Below are 25,299 nucleotides of genomic sequence, written 5' to 3'. Positions count from 1 at the left end.
GCTCCCTTACCAAAACACTATTGAACAAATGAGGCACTTGAAAATGATTGTATCTATACAAAAAAATATGCAAATAAATCGTTGGTGGCACGACTCTCCATTCAGGGCGGTTGGCTCACGCGCATAAGTACAGATACGCAAGTGCCTAAACCCGCCTTAAAAAGCGGGTTTTTTTATCGTAAGTTTTTGTGGATGAAAGTAGCAAACGGGGTATAAATATGGCTGGCAAAGAATTTAATATTTTTATAAATCAGATGGATACCATTTATAAAACAGATCCAACACTACTTTTCCATCAACTTTGCAGCAATCGTCCAGCAACGTTATTATTGGAATCTGCTGAGATTCAAAGCAAAAATAATATCAAAAGCATATTGATCATTGATAGTGCTATGCGCATTATCGCCAACGAGCGGCAAGTCACGTTTGAAGCACTCACCGAAAATGGTCGGAACCTACTTCCCATACTTACTCATTTACTCTCAGAAAAAGCCGAATTGAGTGTAGAATCTCACGTGATTCGGGCACAGTTTCCTGCTACTGAACACAATTTGGACGAAGATAGCCGTCTAAAATTGGATTCTGTTTTTGATGCATTACGCGCTCTGACAGCATTGGCATCGTTCTCAGAATCACCCGATGCCATCTTCGTTGGCGGGTTGTTTTCTTACGATTTAGTAGCCGGATTTGAACCCTTACCCACAGTAAAACATCACCAGAACTGCCCTGATTTTTGTTTTTATCTCGCGGAAACACTATTGGTGATCGACCATCAAGATCAGCATTCTTTTCTGCAAACTTCTCTGTTTGGCGAATCTGATTCGGAAAAAAAACGTCTTAAAGAACGTCTGGATACTTTATCCTCAGCCATTGCAGAACCACTTCAAACACTTTCACCTGTCACATTGCCTGACATTACTATTGGCTGTAATCAAAGTGATGAACAATACGCAAATATCGTGCAGCAATTACAGCAATTTGTCCGTCAAGGCGATATTTTTCAAGTGGTGCCATCACGGCGTTTCACATTACCATGTCCATCCCCACTAAACGCTTACCATGCATTGAAAAAACAAAATCCAAGTCCCTATATGTTTTTCATGCAAGATCAGGATTTTTGCCTGTTTGGTGCTTCACCAGAAAGCGCACTTAAATATGATGCCTGTAACCGACAGATCGAAATCTATCCGATAGCAGGTACACGTCCACGTGGGCGTAATGCTAACGGAGAGCTGGATGTCGATGTCGATAGCCGTATTGAGCTGGAAATGCGCACAGACGCGAAAGAATTATCTGAACATGTCATGCTCGTTGATCTGGCTCGCAATGATTTGGCTCGCATTTGTGAAGCAGGTAGTCGCTATGTCGCCGATTTAACCAAAGTCGATCGCTATTCATTTGTAATGCATCTCGTTTCTCGTGTCGTCGGCACACTTCGCAATGATTTGGATATCTTTCATGCGTATCAGGCCTGTATGAATATGGGGACGTTGACAGGGGCGCCTAAAGTTCGGGCCATGCAGCTCATTGCAGAATATGAAGGCGAGCGGCGTGGCAGCTATGGCGGAGCAGTCGGTTATTTTACCGGTAGAGGGGATTTTGACTCCTGCATTGTGATTCGTTCTGCCTATGTGGAAAAAGGTCAAGCTGCGGTGCAAGTCGGTGCTGGCATTGTATTGGATTCCATTCCTCAATCAGAAGTGGATGAAACTCACAGCAAAGCCAGAGCTGTTATTCGCGCGATTGCTCAAGCCCATAATGTAGAGGTGACATTCTGATGGCTAATATTCTTTTACTCGATAATGTCGATTCCTTTACATATAACCTCGTGGATCAACTGCGTACCCATGATCATCATGTCATTATTTACCGCAATACCGTGTCAACCGACATAATCATGGCCAAACTTGGTGAGATGGAATCACCTCTTTTGATGTTATCACCCGGTCCCGGGAAACCCTCAGATGCAGGTTGTATGCCTGAATTGCTTAAACAAGTGATAGGCAAAACCCCTGTGATCGGAATTTGTCTTGGGCATCAGGCGATTATTGAAGCCTATGGTGGTGAAGTCTCTGCTGCAAAAGAAATCCTGCATGGAAGAGCAACACCAGCCACTCATGATGGACAAGGTATGTTTTCCGGCCTGCCAAATCCGTTGCCTGTTGCTCGTTATCATTCTCTTGCTGGCGAACACGTTCCCGACACGCTGATTATTTCTGCCTCGTGTGGCGATACTGTGATGGCGGTACGCCAAGATGAGCATAAAGTCTGCGGGTTCCAGTTCCATCCCGAATCTATCCTGACTACACAAGGAGCCAAATTGCTCGAGCAAACTTTAGTATGGGCTTTAAATTGAATATGTTGAATGTAAACGTATTGAACTTAAGGATATTGCATTTAAGTGTATCGAATTAAAGGCGCTAAATAGTAAGGAATGGGAAAATGCAGTTAATTTTTGACAAATTATTCAGTGCCCAGGCACTGACACAACAAGAAAGTCAGGAACTATTTACCGCTGTCATTCAAGGTGAGTTGGGTGATGCACAACTGGCCGCTGTATTGATTAGCCTGAAATTGCGTGGTGAGCAGCCACAAGAAATTGCAGGTGCAGCCCAAGCGTTCTTAGCAAACGCAGTTCCCTTTCCTCGTCCTGAATACACATTTTGCGATATCGTCGGCACAGGTGGAGATGGCACAAATAGCATCAATATTTCAACGGCCAGTGCCTTTATCGCCGCAACCTGTGGCCTTAAAGTAGCAAAACATGGCAACCGCAGTATTTCCAGTCGTTCAGGCTCATCCGATTTACTGGCTGCATTCGGCATTGCACTGGATGCTTGTGCCGAAGATTCACGGAGTGCACTGGATGATATTGGCGTCTGTTTCCTGTTCGCCCCTCAATATCACACGGGCTTCCGCCATGCCGTACAAGTTCGCCATCAATTGAAAACTCGGACATTATTCAATGTACTTGGCCCATTGATCAATCCTGCTCGTCCTCCTCTGTCCCTCATCGGAGTCTATAGCCCGGAGTTGGTAGAACCCATTGCCCGTACTCTACAAGTTTTGGGTTATCAAAGAGCCGCTGTTGTACACAGTGGGGGCATGGATGAAGTTGCTTTGCATGCCCAGACTCAGGTGGCAGAACTTAATAATGGAGAGATCATCCAATATCAATTAACGGCAGCAGATTTTGGCTTACCGAACCATCCGATATCTTCATTAAGAGGCGGATCACCAGAAGAAAATCGCGATATGTTAGCGATGTTATTGCAAGGTCGCGGGCAAAAAGCCCATGCCGATGCTGTCGCGGCAAACGTAGCACTTTTAATGAAGATGCACGGACAAGAAGACTTACGTGACAATACTCAATTAGCACTCAATACCATTTACAGTGGTCAGGCTTATGAAAAAGTGACCGCATTGGCGGCGAGGATTTAATCATGAAAACCAGTGTATTACAGAAAATTGTTGATGACAAAGCGGCATATCTGGTCACTCGTAAAGTAGAACAACCACTGGAAAGTTTTATTGATGATATCGTACCGAGTCACCGTTGTTTTTATCAGGCACTGACCCATAAACAAACCGTTTTTATTCTAGAATGCAAAAAAGCGTCTCCATCAAAAGGGGTAATTTGTGAAAATTTCGACCCCGTTCGCACGGCTAAAACATATCAACCTTATGCTGCCGCAATTTCTGTTTTGACCGATGAAAAATATTTTCAGGGTAATTATGATTTTCTCAGGATGGTCAGTTCAGTCGTGCATCAACCTGTTTTATGCAAAGATTTTATTATCGATGCCTATCAGGTTTATCTCGCCCGTTACTATCAGGCGGATGCTATTTTACTCATGCTTTCCGTACTTGATGATGATACATATCGCGAGCTGTCCGTGCTGGCACACAGTCTTGATATGGGCGTATTGACCGAAGTCAGTAATGAAGATGAGCGCCGTCGGGCTATTACATTAAAAGCAAAAGTTATCGGTATCAATAATCGGGATCTGCGCGACTTATCCATAGATTTAGATCGCACTCGCCAACTGGCTGTGGGCTTACCAGAAGGCACCATTATCATTAGTGAATCCGGTATCCACCAGCACCGACAAGTGCGTGATTTAAGTCAATTTGCCCACGGTTTTCTTATCGGCAGTGCATTAATGGCTCAACAAAATTTAAACCTCGCTTTGCGTCGTCTGATTTTAGGTGATAACAAAATTTGCGGTTTAACCCGACCACAAGATGCCAAAACCGCACTGCAAGTGGGCGCGGTCTATGGTGGTCTTATTTTTGCTGAAAAATCACCGCGCAAAATTAGCCTGCAAAAAGCCCAACAAATCATCAATGAAGCTTCTCTACAATATGTCGGTGTGTTTCAAAATCAATCCGTTGATTTTGTCAGTGGCATCGCTCGTACACTTTCGCTCACAGCCGTGCAATTACATGGGCATGAAGACGAAGATTACATCAATACCTTACGCTCGGTATTACCTGAGCATTGTGAAATCTGGAAAGCCATTGATATGTCTAAGACTGTGGAATTTTCCGAAATAACCAATGTTGATCACGTATTGCTAGATAATGGCGCAGGAGGAACAGGAAAACCATTTGACTGGACTTTAATCAATCCTCGACTTCAACAGGACATTATCTTGGCCGGTGGTTTGAACGCAGATAATTGCCAACAAGCAGCAACATTCGGTTGCTATGGACTGGATTTTAACTCTGGAGTCGAAGTTTCTCCAGGCATCAAAAGCAGTCAAAAAATCAAACAGGTATTTCAACAATTACGCTGTTATCACTAATTTTTCAGACAAGAGATGAGTAGAATAATGAGTAAATTGAATCCTTATTTTGGCGATTTTGGGGGGCAATTTGTTCCTCAAATTTTGATCCCTGCCCTTAACCAATTAGAAGATGCCTTTATTGATGCACAGACAGATCCTGAATTTCAGCAGACGTTTCAGGATCTGTTGAAAAACTACGCAGGCAGGCCCACCGCCTTAACTCTGTGTAAAAATTTAACTAAAGGTACGAAAGCACGCCTTTACCTGAAACGTGAAGATCTGCTCCACGGCGGTGCTCATAAAACCAATCAGGTTTTGGGGCAAGCATTATTGGCGAAACGCATGGGCAAGGAAGAGGTCATTGCTGAAACCGGTGCGGGTCAGCATGGCGTAGCGACTGCCCTAGCTTGCGCATTGCTGGGGTTAAAATGCCGCATTTATATGGGAGCAAAAGATATTGAACGCCAATCCCCCAATGTCTTTCGTATGCGTTTGATGGGCGCTGAAGTGATCCCTGTTCACAGCGGTTCAGCAACATTGAAAGATGCTTGTAACGAAGCGATGCGTGACTGGTCTGGTTGCTATGAAACAGCCCACTACTTATTGGGTACCGCTGCGGGTCCACATCCATATCCAACAATGGTACGAGAATTTCAGCGTATGATTGGTGAAGAAGCCAAGGCACAAATTTTGGAGAAAGAAGGACGCCTGCCTGACGCTGTTATTGCCTGTATCGGTGGAGGATCTAATGCCATTGGCCTGTTTGCTGAGTTTATTCCAGAAAACGATGTTCGCCTAATCGGGGTTGAACCGGCTGGGCATGGTATCGAAACAGGGAAACATGGCGCTCCATTGAAACACGGTAAGTTAGGGATTTATTTCGGTATGAAAGCACCGATTATGCAAACGGAAGATGGGCAGATAGAAGAATCTTACTCTCTCTCGGCTGGATTAGATTTTCCTTCCGTTGGCCCTCAGCACGCTTATTTAAATAGTATCGGTCGAGCTGATTATGTTTCAGTCACTGACGATGAAGCGCTTGAAGCTTTCAAAGCGCTATCACGCAATGAGGGCATTATTCCCGCGTTGGAATCATCTCATGCACTCGCCCATGCTTTAAAAATGATCCATCAAGCTCCGGACAAAGAGCAATTATTGATTGTCAATCTATCTGGTCGTGGAGACAAAGACATCTTTACTGTTCACGATATTTTAAAATCTAGGGGGGAAATCTGATGGAACGTTACGACCAACTTTTTAAGAAACTGCAAACACAAAATCAGGGCGCGTTTGTTCCTTTTGTAACTTTAGGTGATCCTGCCCCGGAGCTATCGCTGAAAATTATTGATGCATTAATTGCTGGTGGAGCGGACGCACTTGAATTAGGTATTCCATTTTCAGACCCCCTTGCCGACGGGCCAACCATTCAAAATGCCAATTTGCGCGCGCTATCATCCAAAGTCACACCCACATTGTGCTTTGATTTATTGGCACAAATTCGGGTTAAACACCCTGATATACCAATAGGATTGCTTGTCTATGCGAATTTGGTTTTCCACAATGGGATCAATGAGTTTTACCGTCGTTGCAAAAATGCAGGGATTGATTCCGTTCTGGTGGCTGATGTACCACTCTCCGAGTCATCGTCTTTCCATTCAGCTGCGATGAAACATGATATCGCTCCAATCTTTATTTGCCCTCCTAATGCCGATGACGATTTATTGCGTGAAATTGCTTCATTTGGGCGTGGATATACATATTTAGTATCAAGAGCAGGAGTTACGGGAAGTGAAAATCGTGCCAAGCAGCCATTAAATCATTTGATCAATAAACTCAAAGAGTATAACGCTGCCCCTACATTGCAAGGTTTTGGGATATCAGAACCTACACAGATCACAGAAACACTCAATAGTGGTGCTGCAGGTGCGATTTCAGGCTCTGCCACGGTAAAAATCATCGAAAATAACTTGCATCAGCCTCAAATTATGTTGGAAAAACTAACGCATTTTGTTCGCGATATGAAGGCCGCCACTTGAAAAACAACGGGGGTAAAAATGGGGCAAACTACGCCCCATTGGTTCTCTCTCATGTCAAACACTTATACCCTTCGTCTTTCAGATTGCAGCTTTTGGCTATGTTCACTCACCCTGGTCACATAGTTAAACTGTGTTCCCAGGAATTCGTTATCAACGACATAAACGATGCAATTCGAAATCTATTAGATATATATCTTTGGGCATATAACTTACTGATTATCCGCGTCTCACAATTAGAAACTGTAACCCACACCGAACATGAAGACCCATGGATCAAGGCGGGTTTTATATTTTTTCTGCTCATCACCCACTTTGAATTTCACATCCGTTTCGATATTCATCCACCAAAGTGAGGTATTCAGCATCCAATTTTTATCCAGTTGATAATCCAGCCCGACCTGACCCGCAATACCCCAAGAATCTTTCAGGTCCAAACTATTTAAATTAGCAGCCTGAACAGTACCATTACCGTTATTAAATTTTTCGCTAAAGAATTTGGTGTAGTTAACGCCAACCCCAACATAAGGGCGCAATTTATCTTCTGTAGATCCAAAATAATATTGTGCCATTAGGGTTGGTGGTAAATGTTTGACTTCGGCGATTTCACCAGCACCAGGTAAACTTACTTTGTGCTGGAATGGTGTCGCGGCCAATAATTCAACACCAATATTGTCGGTGATCATATAACCAAAAGTTAAACCCATCTCAGTATTATTATTGACACCAAAAGATCCCAATCCTAACACATTTTCAGAGCCAGCATTTGGCCTAACCGTTGCGGTACCTGTACGAAACAGGAAATCACCCGCTTCATGAGCAAAGGTCAGTGACGGAGTTAACGTAGCCGCAGCCAATAAGAGCGCAGAAATTTTTTTCATTATCCATCCCAATTATATGGTTTTAAAACAGTCAGAAATATACCCGTTTGTTTACTGTTATGATCTAAGACAGATCACATCTTTTAAATATTTTTGGCAAATAAGGTACTTACGATTTTATTATTTCACCTGTGAAGTATTTTAAATTGATCCAAATCAAAATTAACTGAATATTAATTTCATTACCACTTAAAAACTATATTTTTCATTCCAATTTTCGGCTAATAGCAATAATTAATAACAGATAAATAATATTAAATATAAAACCCAAATCAATTAACATAAAATTAATACATTTATCATTTTGATAAAAACAAATGCCAATATTGTCTAACAAAAATAGGTCGCTATACCAACAAAAACTACCCACAGTGCGACGGCAAGAAAAAAATCTTAGGTATCCAATAATCCCCGGAACAAGGTACAATTGCACATTATTATTGTTTCATTTGATAGGAGCTACTTTCATGCCCATTACGGCAAACTCCCTGTATCGCGACAGTATCAACTTCTTAAAGAACCATCTGCTAAATATTGTCATACTCTCTGTCTTGGCCGCGTTGGTGACAACACTGCTTGAGCATTTTTTAATGCCGAACGGTGAGCAACTCCAGTTATTGATCGGGATACAAAATGCCTTCAAAGAATCTGGCAATGCAGGAATCAAAGATTTTGTGGCGCACTTAACGCCAGACGAACAGTTCATGTTCCTGCGTACAGCATTCGGTATCTTATTTTCTAACATATTCGGCAGTACCTTACTTACTGCCAGCGTGTTGGTACTCATCAGCGCTGTCTCTAACGGTCAGCAAACTAATGCCATCCATGCCAGTACATTAGCAATAACATTACTGCCTAAGATGTTTTTGCTTATGTTTATCTGTACCCTGTTAGTCCAAATTGGCTACGCTTTGATGTTCCTACCAGGTGTACTATTTTCTATTACCTTTGCACTTGCTCCTATTTTTCTGTTTGAAAAAGGCAAAAATGTTTTTTCCGCCATGCAGGATAGCTGGAAATTGGCATTCGACAACTTGCGTCTGTTGATCCCAGCCACGCTGTTATGGCTTGCCATAAAGTTGATACTTGCACTTGTTCTGGTGAGAATGCCCGATATGGTACTATCAATGCTGAATAATCTATTATCAGCCCTGTTTCTGATTTATCTGTTCCGCTTATATATGTTGGTTAAGCCAAAAAATAAATCTACAAACGATACGCAATAAGCACGCCATAGCTCACCTCGCCCAAACGGGGCGGGTGAGCTATGATTATTTTCTGTAACTCTTTTCTGTAACTATTCTTTCTGTTTTTCCTCAGCCTGCTGCTTACTCTGAATCAGACGAATGGCGAAGTAGATATCGGGAACAATAATTAAATCTTCATCGCTGCGGCTGAGTTTGTTCTGTTTAATCCAGCGATTCAATTCTGTCCTGCGCCCCGCCAATACCAATGTCACCCCTTTCTCTTTTAATTCCGTAATTAATTCATCCAAAACAGCAAAAACGCTGACATCATCATGAGTAAAACTGACCACAGCATCGACCACCAGCCAAATAGGACAATTTGACACGCTATCTTTTGACGCATTGTCTACATGCTGTAATACCCGTTTTTTAAAGTATCCGACATTAAAATAGGTTAAGGGCGAATTAAAACGATACATCATGATACCATTCACAGGGTTGACATCATTATCTTGATGAATGGAACGAACCATACCCTGGTTATTCACGCCTAGCAATTGATCGGAAGGCCGGAAAATAATACGCAAGAATTGCAATAATCCCAGTAAGACGGCAAAACCGATACCATCAATCACTCCCACCAGCAAAACCGCAACTAACGTGAAAACTGAAAGAATAAAAGCCTGACGATTACGTTTCCGATAAGCCCAAATATTCTTTAAGCCCAATAATGACCAGGTAGAGAAAATCAGGACAACACCCAGTGCGGATAAAGGAATATATGCCAGAAATTCGATCATAAACAGCAGGACTAATAAAATGGCTGTAGCAGCAATTACCGATACCAACTGTGTTTTACCACCAATTGCATCATTGACGGCTGTACGGCTGCTGGCGGCACTGACAGCAAATCCCTGTGATAATGATGAAGCAATATTAGCAATGCCTAATGCCTTGAGTTCAGAATTTGCATCCACTTGATAGCCATTTTTACTGGCAAAACTACGAGCCGTCATCATAAAGCTAACGAAACTGATAACCGCAAGGTTAATGGAAGGCACAACCAAATCACGCATGATGCCAAGTTCAAATTCTGGCATGGGAACGATAGGCAAACCGCTCCCCATATTACCCACAATCTGGATACCATGTTGGTTAAGTTCAAATTGCCAGCTGACATAAGTCGCTACTATCATTGCCATCAACGGTGCAGGCCAGCCTGGTCGAAGAAAACGTACACCAAGCAATACCATTAGCGTTATTACGGACACCCCTACTGTCGGCCAATGAGATCCCACTAACTTGCGGGGAAGCGCAATCAAACGTTCAATCAATTCCGCAGGCAAACCAGACAACCCAAAAACCTTGGCAAGCTGATCTGCCATGATGGTAATTGCTACCCCATTAATGAAGCCTTTTAAAATAGGACGAGATAGAAAATCTGCGAATGCGCCCAGCCGAAAATGACTTGCTAAAACACACCAGAAACCTGTCATTAACGTCATGATAATAGCAAGCTGCCAGCGAACATGTTCATTTCCCAAAGCCAAAGGTGTAATTGCAGCAGCAATAACAGCACAAGTTGCCGCATCAGGCCCAACAATGAGTTGCCGGGAAGTACCGAACAACGCATAAGCAAACATCGGTAAGATACAGGCATATAAGCCAATAATGGCACTAATTCCCATTAATTCCGCATAAGCAATTGCTACAGGCAGCGCGACCGCAGCAACAGAAAGCCCAGCACGCATATCATGACTAAAATACTCTTTACGATAGTGATAGAGATTTCCCAAACCTGGCATCCAGCGACGCAATTTTTCCCACAACATGACCTTTATGCCCTTTCATGAAAATGAATCTCATATAATGCGGTGGTAAATTGAAACTCTCAAGCCTCCCCCGACACCACTCAATTTTTCGTCCAGTATGATAAAATTACATGGGTAGATGAAAAATGTTTTTTCCTGATAAATAAACCATTTCATTGAGATCTGATACACTCTGGCACAAATTCAAGAACATGCCATCATTGGCATCACAATAGGCTCAACTTATGAAACAACTTTTAGACTTTTTGCCATTAGTCGTTTTCTTTGTCGTTTACAAAATGTATGACATTTTTTATGCCTCAGGTGCTCTAATTGCGGCCACGGGTTTAGCCGTTGTCATTACTTACCTGATTTATCACAAAGTCGAAAAATCCTCTTTAATTACATTTGTCATGGTTGCTGTTTTCGGCACGCTTACGCTCGCTTTCCACAGCGATTTATTCATTAAATGGAAAGTGACAGTTATTTATGCCATTTTTGCTCTGGTTTTGCTTATCAGCCAATGGGTTATGAAAAAACCTTTGATTCAACGTATGTTAGGTAAAGAACTGGAATTACCTGATTTTGTCTGGAACAAATTGAACACAGCCTGGGCTATCTTTTTCATAGCCTGTGCTCTGGCAAATATTTATGTCGCTTTCTGGCTATCTCAGGATATTTGGGTAAACTTTAAAGTGTTCGGGTTAACTGCATTGACGCTGGTTTTTACTGTATTGAGTGTGGTATATATCTACCGTCATCTGCCTCGCGAACAAAAATAATGTAATGACCTTCATAGGGATACCTGCCGATGTATCGGCAGGTAATGTTGTATTCACCAAATAAATCAAGTTTTCTAATGACACAACAACAATGCTTACCAAACGGAGAATTGGTTCTCCGTACACTGGCCATGCCTGCTGATACTAATGCCAATGGGGATATTTTCGGGGGCTGGCTGATGTCTCAAATGGATATTGGCGGTGCAATTCTGGCAAAAGAGATTGCTCAAGGGCGCGTAGTGACTGTTAGCGTGAATGGCATCAGTTTTCTGAAACCGGTTGCGGTAGGCGACGTCGTATGCTGTTATGCCCGTTGCCTGAAAACGGGAAATTCATCAATCACCATCAATATTGAAGTTTGGGTTAAGAAAGTCGCGTCCGAACCCGTTGGTCAACGTTACCGCGCCACAGATGCGGTTTTCACTTATGTTGCCGTTGATGAAAATAATAAATCCCGTCCTTTGCCAGAAGATAAAAGACACTTCAAATTGGAAAGCAGCGATTCTTAAAGTAAGATAATTAAAACAATTAATTATACCAAATTAATAATCCAATAAAACCATAAATGTACACCATCATGTGCAAACGGGAAACTCACTCAAAATAGCATATAGCAATTGATTTTATGATCTTATGCTCTTTAGATAGGAATGATTGAGGGTTATAGGGTGAGGATAAAAAGGAAGGCTATTATCACTATAGGGCAGAATTCTGCCCTTTAACATATGGGATACCTGCACAAGCAAAAGGTATGGTGAAAATCACCATACCCTCACCCATGAGCATAAAACCAAAGTGGGCATTCCCCACTTAAATGAGCTTTCAAATCCCAATTGGCGCGATCAGCCAAAAATTTGTCCGATTGGAATTGAGCCAAAGTGAGGACCTCGACTACAGGTTAATACGTTAAACGTACAGAGCTATTTTAACCTACCCTAACGAGGAAGAGCCTCCCAAATCAGTAACTCCTTAAGCTACAGGAATCCCTACAGTTAGTTTCCCCAGAATAAAGTTAAACAAGTACACTGCTGCGATTTCAAATGACGGCAGTGAACGGTATCTAATCGCTCCGCTTGAAACGGAAGGATGCCTGCACCATGCGGGAGTTAAAGGTGAGAAATCCCACCTTTATGCCATAGATACATCCTGTAATTAGCAAGAGAAAAAACTTCATGATACTAACTTGATAAATAAACACTATTGGTCTTTAAAAACCATCTATTTTTATTATTTATTCTGGCTTTCAGGAACCGCCAAATTTCAGGGAAGCAGGGGATTACTGCCAGAACAAAAAAGAACAGAGCTAATTTGAATTCGTGTGCAACAAACAAGCCAATGAGAGCGAATAACCCAAACATTGCTGACACCATCCATCTGATATCATTAAAAATATCCTTTATCATCCAAATAAGCGCCCGCTTAATCCATTGCAGAAACATCAATATTATCCTTGCTTGTTGTAGTGACTTGATGATGTGCGATTCATCCCAAACACAAGTACATTTTATCGCTCTGAGTTGTGTGTTGGCGGTATTTTTATTTGGAATGGTTATTGATCTGCTCTGTGATGAACCTAAATAATTGCTGGAATTCTTCTTCTGACGCTAACGATCTGGCTGGGAGAACAATAAATTCATTGTCGTTTGTTTGTATAAACATAAATTCTTCATTGATGTAAGCTTTTTTGATGAATGACCAGAAAGCCTTTACGCTACCAAATACCTGAACATTTTCAATGTAATGTCGGTTTATTTTCACATGTCGGACGTACTCCTGGTTATCCTGCTCTTTTTTTTTTCATTTTTCTTCATGACAAACTGCTCTAGCTTTTCCGTTATACCAAACCCAACCAAAGAAACACCAAGCAAGACAAATGCACAGATGTTCATATCTTTGATCCGAATAATGGCATCACTTACATCATCCGCCTTCAAGTTAAGGATAACTGCATTTAAAAAGAGCCAAAAGACGGCAAAGCTAGCACCGAAGAAGCAGATTTTCCACATGTTTATAAACATTCCATACGGTTTCATTATTTCTGTTTTTCTATGGTCTTTTATTGACTTAGTTATCCTGGATAATTCTAGTGCGGATAATGAGTAGCGAATGTCATAGCGGCTTTTCATGGTTTTTAATCCTTTAAAAATGATAATCAGATAACGATATGATAACCCGCTTTTCTTTTGATAATGTTTTTTAATTCGTATATAGATATGCGAATAGAGGTTGTCTCAGTTGTCTCAATAAGGTCAATTAATTGATTTTTAATGAGTTAATTATTTTTCTGAGACAACTTAGCTATTTTTGGTTGTCTCAATTTCCCGTCACTTCGAGAGTTTATTTTTTATCTTTATGATTAATAATGATTTAATTTGATTTTCTGGGTTGTCTCAGCAAAAAATAGCCTGCCAAAGATAAGATTATTTTATTTTCTGGGTTGTCTCAAAATACCCCTAAGTTGTCTCAAAGCGGGGTTAAATTGTCTCAGGGTTGTCTCAGAAATAGATACTGTTTTATATAAATATTATATAGTTAATTATTTTATATCTTCTCTGAGACAACCTATAAACAGGTTTTTCGTGATGTAGTGTTTATTCCTCTTCATCCGGTATAAACATCATCACATACGCCCGCTGCTGTGTGTTCCCTAAGTGCCTCAGGCGGGGCGTTCTGCCCTGATACCCTTTTCCTTTGGCAGGCTTCTTTAACATTCCAATAGTGGCTAATGCCGCCGCAAATGACTCTGGGTTAATCGAATACAAGGAGGCCATCAAGTGATCAATAATGCATTCCACCTCACCCAGATAATCACCTCGGTCTGGGGTGATCCTGCTGATATCACCGAGGCAGTCTGGCAGGCAGGCTACCGGAAGCCAGAACGGGGAGAAAAGGCAATCGCTGAACTCATTATCGACATGATGAACGGGGTGCCCGATGAGGTGCCCTACTCTGCGAGACCAAAAAAATTGGATGATATTCTCAGTGAAGAGATGAATGCCATTATTTTTGAAGCGACTTTGAGTGACGCTGTAACTCCTGCAACGGTGGCAAAATAGTTTTGAAGAACAGGTATCAGAAAGGAGGTGTGTGATGGCGGAATCCCCCCACATCAAAACAAAGGAACTGGCAGATCGGTATGGCGTAAAGCCACATACAATAAGATTGTGATGCGGTAATGGGAAGCAAAAACGAGAAGGCTTCCCAAAACCCAGATTTAAATCCGACCAGCTTAACTTTCTGTGACAGGATATTTTTGACTGGGAGAACGGGAAACAATTTTAGTCAGCTTCTCCCACCAGCGTTCATAGGCTTCTCTCTGCTCATCTAGGCAGGTGTGCTTATCGTACACCTGCCATATTCCCGGTAATTTATGCCCCAGCATAATTTCAGCCACATGAGGTGATGTTAATTCGGAAATTTCAGTGCGCATAGTTGTACGCAGGTCATGGATTGACCAGTGAGTATGATCAGGCAGATGAGTAGACATTTTTTTATTGAGCCTACTAATTATCCCATCATGCGCCCCCCGCTTGAACGGCTTACCATCAAATGGTGTAAATAGATATGAACTTTTATGATTCAATTTTTTTGCTTGCTCAATTAATTCCTTGGCTGCTAGTGTCAATGGCCTAACAATAGGTTTTTTAGATTTTCTGCCTGTCTTGTGATTTTTAGGGAGAATGGTCCAAACGTTCTTCTCAAAATCACTTACTTTAGCTTTCAGTAACTCACCAATGCGGCATCCAAATAACAAACATAATTTTATTATTAATGCATTACGTGGATTATATCTGGGGGCATTTATAAGCTGGAAAAGCACCACTAATTCTTCTTCGCTTAATGTCCTTTCACCCTTTTCAGAGTCGAATTCATCAATATCATCACCCATATCTTTTTTACTTAAATCACTTCTTTCTACATCAGATAATGGAGTGAGATTGGTCATTCCTCGCCAAACCGCCCACCGGTGTGCAGTTTTAGAATATGTCAATATACGAATACCAACCGAAGGAACCTGTTTGGTAACATCTTCAATTAGAGAAAGCCAAATATGAAGAGTCACCTCATCATGAGGCAGTTTTCCGATTTTAGGAAAAACATGAATTTCGAAAGTGCGCAAGACGTCATCAGCTTTAACCTTTGATCCTTGCACTGTTGTTTTCCACCAATCCCGTATAAGTCCTTCTACAGTCACTGCGCTTAGTGCGGATTCTTTGCGAACACGCTTGACTACTTTAGGGTTGCGGTGTTGTTCTAACTCTCCACGGTAGAAAGTTACAGTGTCACGGGCATCTTTTAAACCAGTCGCCGGATAGGTTCCTATGTCGATTCGATCCCCTTTACCGTTCCAGCAATATCTGAATTGAAATATGATCTTACCTTTAGGGGTAGCACGAACAGACAGGCCATCCCTATCTGATTTGGTAGTGATTTTTTCTTGAGGCTTGCCATTAATAGATCGCAGCCATGAATCAGTAATTGCCATATCACTTTCCTCAAAAAATAATACAGCTTTTAATGTAGTTCATGTACACGTCAATGTACATTTTTATCATGACACTGGCGAACATCTATGACTACCACTAACAATTAGAGACAAAAAATAAACAAAATTAATTTAAAATTCATAATATTAACTTTAAATACATGACTATATGTGATTGTTAATGATTAGCTCTGACTAAATAAATGCACTTAAAATTGGAAAGCAGCGATTCAGAGTAGAGAGTTATCCAAAATGTAACTCGAAGGCACACAGAAAAAAGGAGCGAACTTAATAATTCCGCTCCTTTTTTCTTAATGAAAAGTGACAAATTGAAAAATAGCCGAGAATATTTGGTTTAATTAACTTTGTGAAATACCCGTCACTTTAAACTCGATGGTGGCTATAAACCCAGTAGCGGGTACTTTTTCATAACGCCATTTTCTCATCGCTTTTTTCACCGGACGCTCAAAGACATTTTTAGGGTTTGCAGAAAGAATTTCGATATTCTTGACACGACCATCTTCATCTATATCAAATTTTACCTTTACTACACCCTCAGTACCCAATTGTTGTGCTCTGGATGGATAATCAGGATCTGGTCTGTTCAATGCCCTCGGACCGCTTTGTACTTTAGATTCACCCTTGATAGCAGGATCAATTGGTTTTTTATCATTCAAGTTATTTGCCATTAGTGCATTCGGATCAGAAACTGGTTTTTGTGGCTGTTCTGAAATTTTTTCTACTTTTTTCTCTGTTGGCTTAGACTCTTTTTTGACAATCCTTTTCTCTTCCCGCTTTTTCACTTCCGGTTTTTTTTCAGGTTTAGGCAGTGCAATTTTCGCAATAGGCTCAGGTTCTGGTACCGGAGGTTGAGGTTCCGGAACTGGTTCAGGCATAGCAGTTTCAGAGACAGGCGCCTCTTCAGCAGCCAACTGGATCATAGCAACAGACATGGGAATTGTTTCTATTGGCTTTTCAGGTTTAAACACATGAAGAAGCGTTGCAGCAATAGAAATATGTAAACAAATGGAAAGTAGTACTGGCCAAGGTATCCAACGCATAAAAGAATTCTTAAGTAGCAGCATGATAATCAGTTTTCGGATAACCACTAGTTTAAATGCAAATGACTATCATATTCAATAACGATTCAAAAACATCTACTCCATGCTGCATATTGTATTAAACCCATTCTATGTTCTGGATGAATAGAATAGACCTGCGACGCCTGTCGGAATCCGCCTTGCGCAGTGCATAAATATGGACATTGCGGCGTGACTGAGATTCTAACCAGCGACGACGACGACAGACACTTTGACGTATCATGCGCCAACGTCCCATTTCATTCCTGCTTTGTTTCATAAAATATTCCAAATTAATTCACTCATTAAGTTGAGTGGTACTATTCTTAATCTTCACCATCGGGGATGTCAACTTATTAGCAGTCTGGCACAATAGCAGATGCACTGTATCTTTCTTTCGAGTTGCATTGAAATGGCAAGATATAGATAACTTGTGGTTGTGACAATATGAAACACTTAAATAAACAGGATTGATTGCCACGTATGACAACCTTTTATTCTGTATTAAACTGGCTTGCGATTTTTTTATACTGGCTGATTATTGCCGGTATCACCATTCGGGTCTTGATGAAACGCCGTCCAGTAACATCAGCAATGACTTGGGTGCTCATTATTTACATCCTTCCTTTAGTGGGAATTGTCGCCTATCTATCATTCGGCGAACTACATCTTGGCAAGCGCAGAGTTGAACAAGCTAAACAAATGCGTTCATCTGTCGCCAAGTGGCTTGCTGAATTAAGGAAATGCCCTCATATTTTCGCCTATGAAAATAGTGAAGTTGCCACACCGCTATTTCAATTATGCGAACGCCGCCAAAAGATCAAAGGCGTCAGGGGTAATAAAATGCAATTAATGATGTCTTATGAAGATTCCCTAAAAACCATTATTAATGACATTGAAAATGCCAAATATAATATTGAGATGGTATTTTATATATGGCAATCTGGAGGGCTGGTTGATCAAGTGACTGACGCTCTAATGCGCGCGGCCAAACGCGGGGTTAAATGTCGAGTCATGGTGGATTCAGCAGGAAGTTGGCAATTTTTCCGCAGCCCTTATCCCGATATTATGCGCAAAGCAGGGATTGAATTTGTCGAATCGCTGAAAGTAAATATATTCCGTTTGTTCTTGCGTCGTATGGATTTACGTCAACATAGAAAAATTATTCTGATCGATAATCATATTTCATACACTGGCAGCATGAATATGGTTGACCCTCGTTTCTTTAAACAAAATGCCGGGGTCGGTCAATGGGTCGATATCATGGTAAGAATGGAAGGACCGGTTACAGCAACTCTGGGCATCATCTACGCTTTCGACTGGGAAATGGAAACAGGGAAACGCCACCTTCCTCCCCCTACTGACACTATCACCATACCTTTCGAACATGCTAGTGGACATACGGCTCAAGCTATTGCTTCCGGGCCAGGATTTCCTGATGAATTGATCCAGCAATCTCTGATGACTGCTATTTTTGCTGCCCGTAAGCAACTTATCCTGACTACACCTTATTTTGTTCCCAGTGATGATTTGATGCATGCAATTTGTACGGCGGCCTTGCGAGGTGTTGATGTCAGTATTATTGTTCCAAGCCAGAATAACTCATTTCTCGTTCGCTGGGCCAGCCGTGCATTTTTTGCAGAATTGTTGGAAGCGGGTGTAAAAATTTTTCAATTTGAAGATGGACTATTACATACCAAAAGTGTTTTAGTTGATGGGCAACTTAGCATGGTAGGTTCGGTCAACTTAGATATGCGTAGCTTGTGGCTAAATTTCGAAATCACTGTTGTGATTGACGATGAGCATTTTGGTAATGATTTAACTTTGGTTCAGCAAGATTATATAATGCGCTCAACGCTGCTTGCGAACAATAAATGGGAGAAACGCCCATTTTGGCACCGTATACTTGAACGTATCTGTTACTTTTTCAGTCCTCTTTTATAATTCATCATAATAACGTGGTAGATTGAAAGATGAATGGGGATGGAACAATAAAACAACACGTTGGTGAACGATAGATATTTCAATAAGAATATAAGTATTCATTCAATATAGAACATGTTTTAATTTCATTTTGTTATTAATTTCGGACAATACCATCATGGAAAAGCAACCGACACATTCTATGCAATTGGATTTTAACAACCGAATGACTGAAGATGAAGCTCTTGAGAAAGCGTATGATATCTTTCTGGAACAAGCACTTTCTAATCTCGACCCAGCTGACAGTCTATTGTTTAATTTGCAGTTTGAAGAACGGGGCGGAGCTGAATTGTTAGAACCTTCAGATATTTGGTTTCAACATATTGATTTCGATTTAGATCCGGATTTTTTTTCAGAGGTTATTATCGGCTTGGCAGAATCTGAAGACGCCGAAATTGATGATATCTTTGCTCGCGTTTTGATCTGCCGGGAAAAATCTCACCCTATCTGTCACATATTATGGAAAAAATAATACGTTATTTTTCTCCTCCATATTTCCATGACAGGTAAAAATGCCCTCGTTAATGAGGGCATTAGATTTATATTGGTGACAATGTCACTTAATTGGCATCCACACCACGGGCTCTGGCTATACTATAGTGGATCAACTTTAAGGCAGGACACTGCGTGTTTAAAACTACCCTCAAGCAATGGACGGGTTTTAGCACATTCTGCATCCGCCATTGGGCAACGGGTGCGAAATACACAACCAGACGGAGGGTCAATCGGTGAAGGTAGCTCTCCTTCCAACAATTCGATATGTTTGTCACGCTCTTTATCTGGATCAGGAATGGGAACCGCTGACATCAGTGCTCGGGTATAAGGATGTAACGGATTATGATACACCTCGTCGTAAGTACCCAATTCCACCGCATTCCCCAAATACATCACCAATACGCGATCTGAGATGTGTTTCACTACCGACAAATCATGCGCGATAAATATCAGGGAAAGCCCCATTTCCCGCTGTAATTCCTGCAACAAGTTAACAACTTGTGCCTGAATAGAAACATCCAGCGCTGAAACAGGTTCGTCACAGATAACTAATTTAGGCTCTAAAATCAAAGCACGTGCAATACCAATACGTTGGCACTGCCCCCCAGAAAATTCATGGGGATAACGGTTAATCAGGTTAGATAACAACCCTACCCGCATCATCATTTTTTTAACTTTTTCTTTTATTTCCCCATCTTTCATTTTAGGGTAATACGTTCTCAAGGGTTCTGCGATGATGTCACCGATAGTCATACGCGGGTTCAATGATGCCAAAGGATCTTGGAAAATCATTTGGATATCATTGCGAATATCTCGCCATTGCTTGGCATTTCTATCCAGAAGATTTTGTCCAAGCCAGGAAACCGAACCGCCAGATGCCTTCACTAATCCAATCACCGCTCTGGCAAGTGTGGATTTTCCACAACCCGATTCCCCAACAATCCCCAGAGTCTCACCTTCGTACAATCTCAGGGTGACACCATCCACCGCCTTTAAGGTTTTAGAGGGCTGCCAGAACCACTGTTTTCCGTCTTTGATATCAAAGTACACTTTGAGGTCATCGACTTCCAATAGGACACGCCTTTCAGCTATTGTGCTCATACTAATTCCTCCTGGCGTTTAAAGCAGGCACGCAAGCGCCCAAGTTCAAAGCTTTCCAGCTGTGGTTCTTCTTGTGCGCAACGTTCATAAGCAAACTGGCAACGTGGCTGGAATGGGCATCCTTTCGGTAAACGCAATAAATTGGGAGGATTACCCTGAATAGTTGCCAATATTTCCTCATCACCATCTAAACGAGGCACAGCATTCAATAACCCGATTGAGTATGGGTGTGTAGGACGATAAAACACGTCTCGCGCTGTGCCATATTCCATTGTTCTCCCAGCATACATAACCAATACTTTGTCACAAATGCCGGCCACTACACCTAAGTCATGGGTGATCATGATAATGGCAGTATTAAACTCTTTTTTCAGATCATTAAGCAAAGTCATAATCTGTGCCTGAACCGTCACATCGAGGGCGGTTGTTGGCTCATCGGCAATCAGCAGCTTGGGTTGGCATAACAGAGCCATTGCAATCATGACACGTTGACGCATACCGCCAGAGAATTCATGCGGGTACATTTTCATACGCTTGCGTGCTTCTGGCATCTTGACGGCATCCAGCATGCGAATGGATTCTTCAACCGCTTCACTTTTGCCTATATTTTTGTGCAACATCAATACTTCGGTTAATTGCTCACCCACTTTCATATATGGGTTAAGAGAGGTCATGGGATCTTGAAATATCATCGAGATCTCTTCCGCCCGCATTCGATTTAGCTCTTTTTCTTTCAGGTTAAGAATTTCTCGTCCATTAAAGTTGGCAGAGCCACTGACAGTACCATTACTGGCCAATAATCCCATTAGCGCAAATGCCGTCTGCGACTTCCCCGAACCAGATTCTCCCACGATCCCCAGTGTTTCTCCTGCCTGCAAATCAAAATTCAGTTTATTCACAGCAGTTACATTGCCATCAGGAGTGCTGAATGCCACAGTCAGATCTTTCACTGTTAGTAGTGCTTCAGCATTTTTTGTCGTCTCTAAGCTATTCATATAGGCTCTCCTTAACGGTCTTTCGGGTCGAGGGCATCTCGCAGGCCGTCACCAATAAAGTTAAAACAAAACAGAGTCATTACCAGAAAACCCGCAGGGAACAAAAGTAACCACGGAGCGACTTCCATTGAGTTGGCACCATCACTTAATAAAGCTCCCCAACTGCTGAGAGGCTCTTGGGTTCCCAAACCAAGGAAGCTCAAGAAGGATTCAAACAGGATCATGCTGGGTACAAGCAATGAGGCATAAACCACGACAACACCCAAGACGTTTGGCACAATATGACGCAACACGATATGGCGGGTAGACACACCACCAACCAATGCCGCTTCAATGAATTCCTTACGTTTTAAGCTCAATGTCTGACCGCGAACAATACGCGCCATGTCCAACCATGACACCATACCTATCGCAACGAAAATCAACAGAATGTTCTGACCAAAAAAAGTAACGAGGAGGATAACGAAAAACATGAATGGGAATGAGTTAAGGATTTCCAGCAAACGCATCATAACCATATCGATTTTACCGCCAAGATAGCCTGACATCGCACCATACAAGGTGCCAAGTAATACAGCAATCAAGGCAGCGGCGATCCCAACCATCAGTGAAATACGCCCACCAATGGCAACTCGCACCAGTAGGTCACGTCCTGATGAATCTGTGCCAAAATAGTGACCAGATTCAAAATCCGGTGGCATCGTCATCATGTTCCAATCTGTATCATCATAAGTAAATTGAGCCAGCATCGGAGCTAAAATCACAAATAATGTAATCAAAAACAGAATACACAAACTCGTAATCGCCGCTTTGTTATGCACGAAACGACGGCGTGCATCCTGCCATAAACTGCGACCTTCGATTTCCAGTTGCTCAGAAAAATTTTCCAGAGCTTCGCTATTTTTTTTATTCATCAACATTGCGTGCTCCAGTCTTAATAACGAATTTTCGGGTCAATGACGGCATACAGCACATCAACGATAGCATTAAACATAATCGTCAAGCCTCCCACCAGAATCGTCAAACTAAGCACCAATGAGTAATCTCGGTTTAATGCGCCATTAACAAACAATTGCCCTAGCCCAGGTAAACCGAAAATAGTTTCGATAACCATGGAACCCGTAATGATGCCGACAAATGCAGGTCCCATATAAGAAATCACAGGCAATAAAGCTGGTTTTAGTGCATGGCGGAAAATAATTTTCCGTAATGGCAAACCCTTAGCTCGTGCTGTACGAATAAAGTTGGAATGTAAGATTTCGATCATAGAACCACGGGTAATACGGGAGATGCTGGCAATATAGGAAAGGGAAAGTGCGACCATCGGCAAGAGCATATATTTCGGTGCTCCACCATTCCATCCTCCCCCCGGTAGCCATTTTAATGTGATGGCGAATATCAAAACTAATAAGGGAGCAACCACGAAGCTGGGGATCACAACCCCCGTCATGGCAAACCCCATCACCGTGTAGTCCCATTTTGTATTTTGGTTCAATGCTGCAATGACTCCCGCACTGACACCAAATATTACCGCCATAACAAAGGCAGCAAGCCCTAATTTAGCAGAAACAGGCAAAGCTTCTGCAACCAGATCATTTACGCTGTAGTCTTTATATTTAAATGAAGGACCAAAATCCCCTTTGGAAAGCTGGATTAAGTAACTGAAATATTGTTTATAGATAGGGTCATTCAGATGGTATTTCGCTTCAATATTCGCCATCACTTCTGGCGGTAATTTCCTTTCGCCCGTAAATGGACTGCCCGGTGCAAGCCGCATCATGAAAAACGAAATCGTGATGAGAATGAAAAGTGTCGGGATCGCCTCTAAGCAGCGGCGTAAAATAAATTTTAGCATTGCCCGTTCCTATTGTTTGGCCAAACCTCAGCCTTTTAATTATCTGACAAATAGGTGACTCAAATGAGTCACCTGCCAGTTCCCTAGTGTTTTATTATGTATAAATCTTTGGTATGGAAGTTATCTAATGGATCTTTACCGGTATAACCACCTACATAAGGTTTTAATAACCGAGAATTCATGTAGTAAAAGACGGGGACAACGGCAGAATCTTTATCCAGTTGAGCATTGGCCTTAGCATAAATTTCAGCACGCTCTTCATCCGTTTTAGCTTCGAGAGATTGCTTTATTAATGCGTCAAATTCTTTACTCTTATAGTGAGAAGTGTTGTTGCTGCTATTGGATAGCATAGGGTTCAAGAACGTAGAGGCCTCGTTATAATCAGCGCACCATCCTGCGCGGGCAACGTCATAATTACCCTGATGGCGGGAATCAAGAAAGGTTTTCCACTCCTGATTTTCAAGAGAAACGTCAACACCGATATTCTTTTTCCAAACAGAAGCAGCAGCAATGGCTAATTTTTTATGCAGATCAGACGTGTTGTACAGCAATTTCATTTTCAGCGGGTTATCTTTGGTAAATCCAGCTTCTGCCAACAGTTTTTTCGCTTCTTCATTACGCTGTTGCTGATTTAATTTGACATACCACTCTGGTTTCTCATCTTTAAAATCAGCAATATATGGCGGTGTATAGCCATAAGCAGGTATATCACCCTGATTTTTTACTTTATTAGTTAAAAGGTCTTGATCCATTCCCAGTTTTAGTGCTGTACGTACTCGTGGATCGTTAAATGGTGGTTTTTCGTTATTGATTTCATAGTAGTAAGTGCACAATTTCGGATTTGCACGCAATTGTTCGGGGATCTCTTTTTTCAGCTTTTGGTACAATTCAACGGGTAAATTATCGTAAGACATTTCAATTTCGCCGGAACGATATCGGTTAACATCCGTGATTTCAGAAGAAATGGGTAAAACAGTGACCTGATTAATGACTGTATTTTTATTATCCCAATAGTACGGGTTCCGTTCGAAAACCATACGTTCATTAATCACCCAACTTTTGACTTTATAAGCACCATTACCAACGAAATTCTGGGGTTGTGTCCATCTCTCGCCATATTTTTCTACCGTTGCACGATGGACAGGTGATGTACTTGTATGGACAAATAACTTGACCAGATAAGGAACAGGCTCACTTAATGTTAACTGTAATGTATGATCATCTAATGCTTTCACGCCCAACGTTTCGGTTTTTTGTTTGCCTCTGATGACATCATCAACATTCAGAAGGTGAGCATACTGCATAAAACTTGCGTAAGGGGATGCTGTATTTGGGTCTACTAATCGGCGGAAGCTGTAAGCAAAATCATCTGCAGTGACAGGGTCACCATTAGACCATTTCGCGTCTTTGCGTAAATGGAATGTCCACACTTTAAAATCGGGTTGATGCTCCCAACGTTCTGCCACGCCGGGGATAATTTTTCCGTCGGGGTCATTAATCACCAACGTTTCAAACAAATCACGGGCGATGTTGGATTCTGGCACACCTTCAATTTTATGTGGATCCAATGATTGGGGTTCTGAGCTATTATTGCGGACCAGCACCTGTTTTGCAGCGTCTGCCAATTGCACACCAGCAGGAACTTCCGCTGCAAAAGCCTGCCCCCCCATCATTATGCCTAAAGCTACTGTAATGCCAGCAGCAAGTTTTTTATGTGTTGTGTTTATCATCTTCTTCTTACTCCAATTGATATCATCTGATCCATGGATGCCATATCCACGCATTAGAATGGTTATTATTCGTATCCAAAATGGAACTATT

25 protein-coding genes and 1 other annotated feature are annotated in these 25,299 nt (G+C 41.7%); of the genes, 12 read left to right on the top strand and 13 right to left on the bottom strand.

Features of this window, described 5'->3' with window-relative positions:
* Window positions 1–76: 76 nt before the first annotated feature.
* Window positions 77–177: a sequence feature (Trp leader region), on the top strand.
* A gap of 41 nt (window positions 178–218) precedes the next feature.
* From Xhom_RS16450 to trpA, 6 genes are all read left to right on the top strand, one after another.
* Complete coding sequence (locus tag Xhom_RS16450) at window positions 219–1,778, top strand: anthranilate synthase component 1 (RefSeq protein WP_069315854.1); 1,560 nt, start codon at window positions 219–221, stop codon at window positions 1,776–1,778.
* Complete coding sequence (locus Xhom_RS16445; RefSeq protein WP_069315855.1) at window positions 1,778–2,356, top strand: glutamine amidotransferase-related protein; 579 nt, start codon at window positions 1,778–1,780, stop codon at window positions 2,354–2,356. The genes Xhom_RS16450 and Xhom_RS16445 overlap by 1 nt, the downstream gene beginning before the upstream one ends.
* Window positions 2,357–2,442: 86 nt before the next feature.
* Window positions 2,443–3,441 (top strand): anthranilate phosphoribosyltransferase, encoded by a 999-nt coding sequence (gene trpD, locus Xhom_RS16440; protein ID WP_069315856.1) that lies wholly within the window; start codon window positions 2,443–2,445, stop codon window positions 3,439–3,441.
* 2 nt (window positions 3,442–3,443) lie between these two features.
* Entirely contained in the window at window positions 3,444–4,808 is a 1,365-nt protein-coding gene (gene trpCF, locus Xhom_RS16435) for a bifunctional indole-3-glycerol-phosphate synthase TrpC/phosphoribosylanthranilate isomerase TrpF (RefSeq protein ID WP_069315857.1), read from the top strand.
* Between the two features lie 27 nt (window positions 4,809–4,835).
* On the top strand, window positions 4,836–6,026 hold the full coding sequence (gene trpB, locus Xhom_RS16430; protein WP_069315858.1) for a tryptophan synthase subunit beta: 1,191 nt from the start codon (window positions 4,836–4,838) through the stop codon (window positions 6,024–6,026).
* Window positions 6,026–6,826 carry a tryptophan synthase subunit alpha gene (gene trpA / locus Xhom_RS16425; RefSeq protein WP_069315859.1) on the top strand — a complete coding sequence of 267 codons (801 nt, stop codon included), beginning with the start codon at window positions 6,026–6,028 and terminating at the stop codon, window positions 6,824–6,826. Before trpB ends, trpA begins: the two co-directional genes overlap by 1 nt.
* 233 nt (window positions 6,827–7,059) lie before the next feature.
* Here trpA and ompW read toward each other — a convergent pair whose 3' ends face one another.
* Window positions 7,060–7,704, bottom strand: a complete 645-nt coding sequence (ompW, locus tag Xhom_RS16420; protein WP_069315860.1) for an outer membrane protein OmpW — start codon at window positions 7,702–7,704, stop codon at window positions 7,060–7,062.
* Window positions 7,705–8,171: 467 nt separating this feature from the next.
* Here ompW and Xhom_RS16415 point away from each other — a divergent pair, with 467 nt between their 5' ends.
* The gene (locus Xhom_RS16415; RefSeq protein WP_069315861.1) at window positions 8,172–8,930 is read left to right on the top strand and encodes a YciC family protein; all 759 of its coding nucleotides are present in this window, start codon (window positions 8,172–8,174) and stop codon (window positions 8,928–8,930) included.
* 71 nt (window positions 8,931–9,001) lie between these two features.
* Here the strand turns inward: Xhom_RS16415 and Xhom_RS16410 are convergent, their stop codons facing one another.
* A complete protein-coding gene (locus tag Xhom_RS16410) occupies window positions 9,002–10,723 on the bottom strand; it encodes a SulP family inorganic anion transporter (protein WP_069315862.1) in 1,722 nt (573 codons plus the stop codon).
* Between the two features lie 224 nt (window positions 10,724–10,947).
* On the opposite strand from Xhom_RS16410, the gene Xhom_RS16405 reads away from it, so the two are divergent.
* Window positions 10,948–11,484, top strand: a complete 537-nt coding sequence (locus Xhom_RS16405; protein ID WP_069315863.1) for a septation protein A — start codon at window positions 10,948–10,950, stop codon at window positions 11,482–11,484.
* Between the two features lie 77 nt (window positions 11,485–11,561).
* Window positions 11,562–11,993: an acyl-CoA thioester hydrolase YciA gene (gene yciA / locus Xhom_RS16400; RefSeq protein WP_069315864.1), complete on the top strand. Its 432-nt coding sequence runs from the start codon at window positions 11,562–11,564 to the stop codon at window positions 11,991–11,993.
* A gap of 1,027 nt (window positions 11,994–13,020) precedes the next feature.
* Here yciA and Xhom_RS16390 read toward each other — a convergent pair.
* The 3 genes from Xhom_RS16390 to Xhom_RS16380 all read right to left on the bottom strand — a co-directional run bounded on the left by Xhom_RS16390 (window position 13,021) and on the right by Xhom_RS16380 (window position 14,255).
* Window positions 13,021–13,242, bottom strand: coding sequence for a YcxB family protein (locus Xhom_RS16390; protein WP_038196706.1), 222 nt, complete (start codon window positions 13,240–13,242; stop codon window positions 13,021–13,023).
* Window positions 13,239–13,610, bottom strand: coding sequence for a hypothetical protein (locus tag Xhom_RS16385; protein ID WP_069315866.1), 372 nt, complete (start codon window positions 13,608–13,610; stop codon window positions 13,239–13,241). The genes Xhom_RS16390 and Xhom_RS16385 overlap by 4 nt, the downstream gene beginning before the upstream one ends.
* Window positions 13,611–14,075: 465 nt before the next feature.
* Entirely contained in the window at window positions 14,076–14,255 is a 180-nt protein-coding gene (locus tag Xhom_RS16380; protein WP_069315867.1) for a hypothetical protein, read from the bottom strand.
* A 3-nt stretch (window positions 14,256–14,258) separates the two neighbouring features.
* Here Xhom_RS16380 and Xhom_RS16375 point away from each other — a divergent pair, with 3 nt between their 5' ends.
* The gene (locus tag Xhom_RS16375; protein ID WP_232326296.1) at window positions 14,259–14,540 is read left to right on the top strand and encodes a hypothetical protein; all 282 of its coding nucleotides are present in this window, start codon (window positions 14,259–14,261) and stop codon (window positions 14,538–14,540) included.
* Between the two features lie 173 nt (window positions 14,541–14,713).
* Here Xhom_RS16375 and Xhom_RS16370 read toward each other — a convergent pair whose 3' ends face one another.
* From Xhom_RS16370 to Xhom_RS16360, 3 genes are all read right to left on the bottom strand, one after another.
* On the bottom strand, window positions 14,714–15,970 hold the full coding sequence (locus Xhom_RS16370) for a tyrosine-type recombinase/integrase (protein WP_069315868.1): 1,257 nt from the start codon (window positions 15,968–15,970) through the stop codon (window positions 14,714–14,716).
* A 359-nt stretch (window positions 15,971–16,329) separates the two neighbouring features.
* Window positions 16,330–17,055 (bottom strand): TonB system transport protein TonB, encoded by a 726-nt coding sequence (gene tonB, locus Xhom_RS16365; protein WP_071933914.1) that lies wholly within the window; start codon window positions 17,053–17,055, stop codon window positions 16,330–16,332.
* A gap of 94 nt (window positions 17,056–17,149) precedes the next feature.
* On the bottom strand, window positions 17,150–17,329 hold the full coding sequence (locus Xhom_RS16360; RefSeq protein WP_071933851.1) for a YciY family protein: 180 nt from the start codon (window positions 17,327–17,329) through the stop codon (window positions 17,150–17,152).
* A gap of 203 nt (window positions 17,330–17,532) precedes the next feature.
* Here Xhom_RS16360 and cls point away from each other — a divergent pair, with 203 nt between their 5' ends.
* Window positions 17,533–18,993, top strand: coding sequence for a cardiolipin synthase (gene cls, locus Xhom_RS16355; protein ID WP_069315870.1), 1,461 nt, complete (start codon window positions 17,533–17,535; stop codon window positions 18,991–18,993).
* 181 nt (window positions 18,994–19,174) lie between these two features.
* A complete protein-coding gene (locus tag Xhom_RS16350; RefSeq protein WP_069318426.1) occupies window positions 19,175–19,504 on the top strand; it encodes an HI1450 family dsDNA-mimic protein in 330 nt (109 codons plus the stop codon).
* 122 nt (window positions 19,505–19,626) lie between these two features.
* On the opposite strand, the gene oppF is transcribed toward Xhom_RS16350, so the two are convergent.
* From oppF to oppA, 5 genes are all read right to left on the bottom strand, one after another.
* A complete protein-coding gene (gene oppF / locus Xhom_RS16345; protein ID WP_069315871.1) occupies window positions 19,627–20,628 on the bottom strand; it encodes a murein tripeptide/oligopeptide ABC transporter ATP binding protein OppF in 1,002 nt (333 codons plus the stop codon).
* Window positions 20,625–21,623 carry an ABC transporter ATP-binding protein gene (gene oppD / locus Xhom_RS16340; RefSeq protein ID WP_069315872.1) on the bottom strand — a complete coding sequence of 333 codons (999 nt, stop codon included), beginning with the start codon at window positions 21,621–21,623 and terminating at the stop codon, window positions 20,625–20,627. The genes oppF and oppD overlap by 4 nt, the downstream gene beginning before the upstream one ends.
* Window positions 21,624–21,634: 11 nt before the next feature.
* Window positions 21,635–22,543 (bottom strand): oligopeptide ABC transporter permease OppC, encoded by a 909-nt coding sequence (oppC, locus tag Xhom_RS16335; RefSeq protein ID WP_069315873.1) that lies wholly within the window; start codon window positions 22,541–22,543, stop codon window positions 21,635–21,637.
* A 14-nt stretch (window positions 22,544–22,557) separates the two neighbouring features.
* Window positions 22,558–23,478 (bottom strand): oligopeptide ABC transporter permease OppB, encoded by a 921-nt coding sequence (gene oppB / locus Xhom_RS16330; protein ID WP_069315874.1) that lies wholly within the window; start codon window positions 23,476–23,478, stop codon window positions 22,558–22,560.
* A gap of 83 nt (window positions 23,479–23,561) precedes the next feature.
* A complete protein-coding gene (gene oppA, locus Xhom_RS16325) occupies window positions 23,562–25,208 on the bottom strand; it encodes an oligopeptide ABC transporter substrate-binding protein OppA (protein WP_069315875.1) in 1,647 nt (548 codons plus the stop codon).
* Between the last annotated feature and the right edge of the window lie 91 nt (window positions 25,209–25,299).

The sequence above is a fragment of the Xenorhabdus hominickii genome (assembly GCF_002632725.1).
GTDB lineage: Bacteria > Pseudomonadota > Gammaproteobacteria > Enterobacterales > Enterobacteriaceae > Xenorhabdus > Xenorhabdus hominickii.
This window is presented reverse-complemented; position numbering and strand designations above follow the sequence as displayed.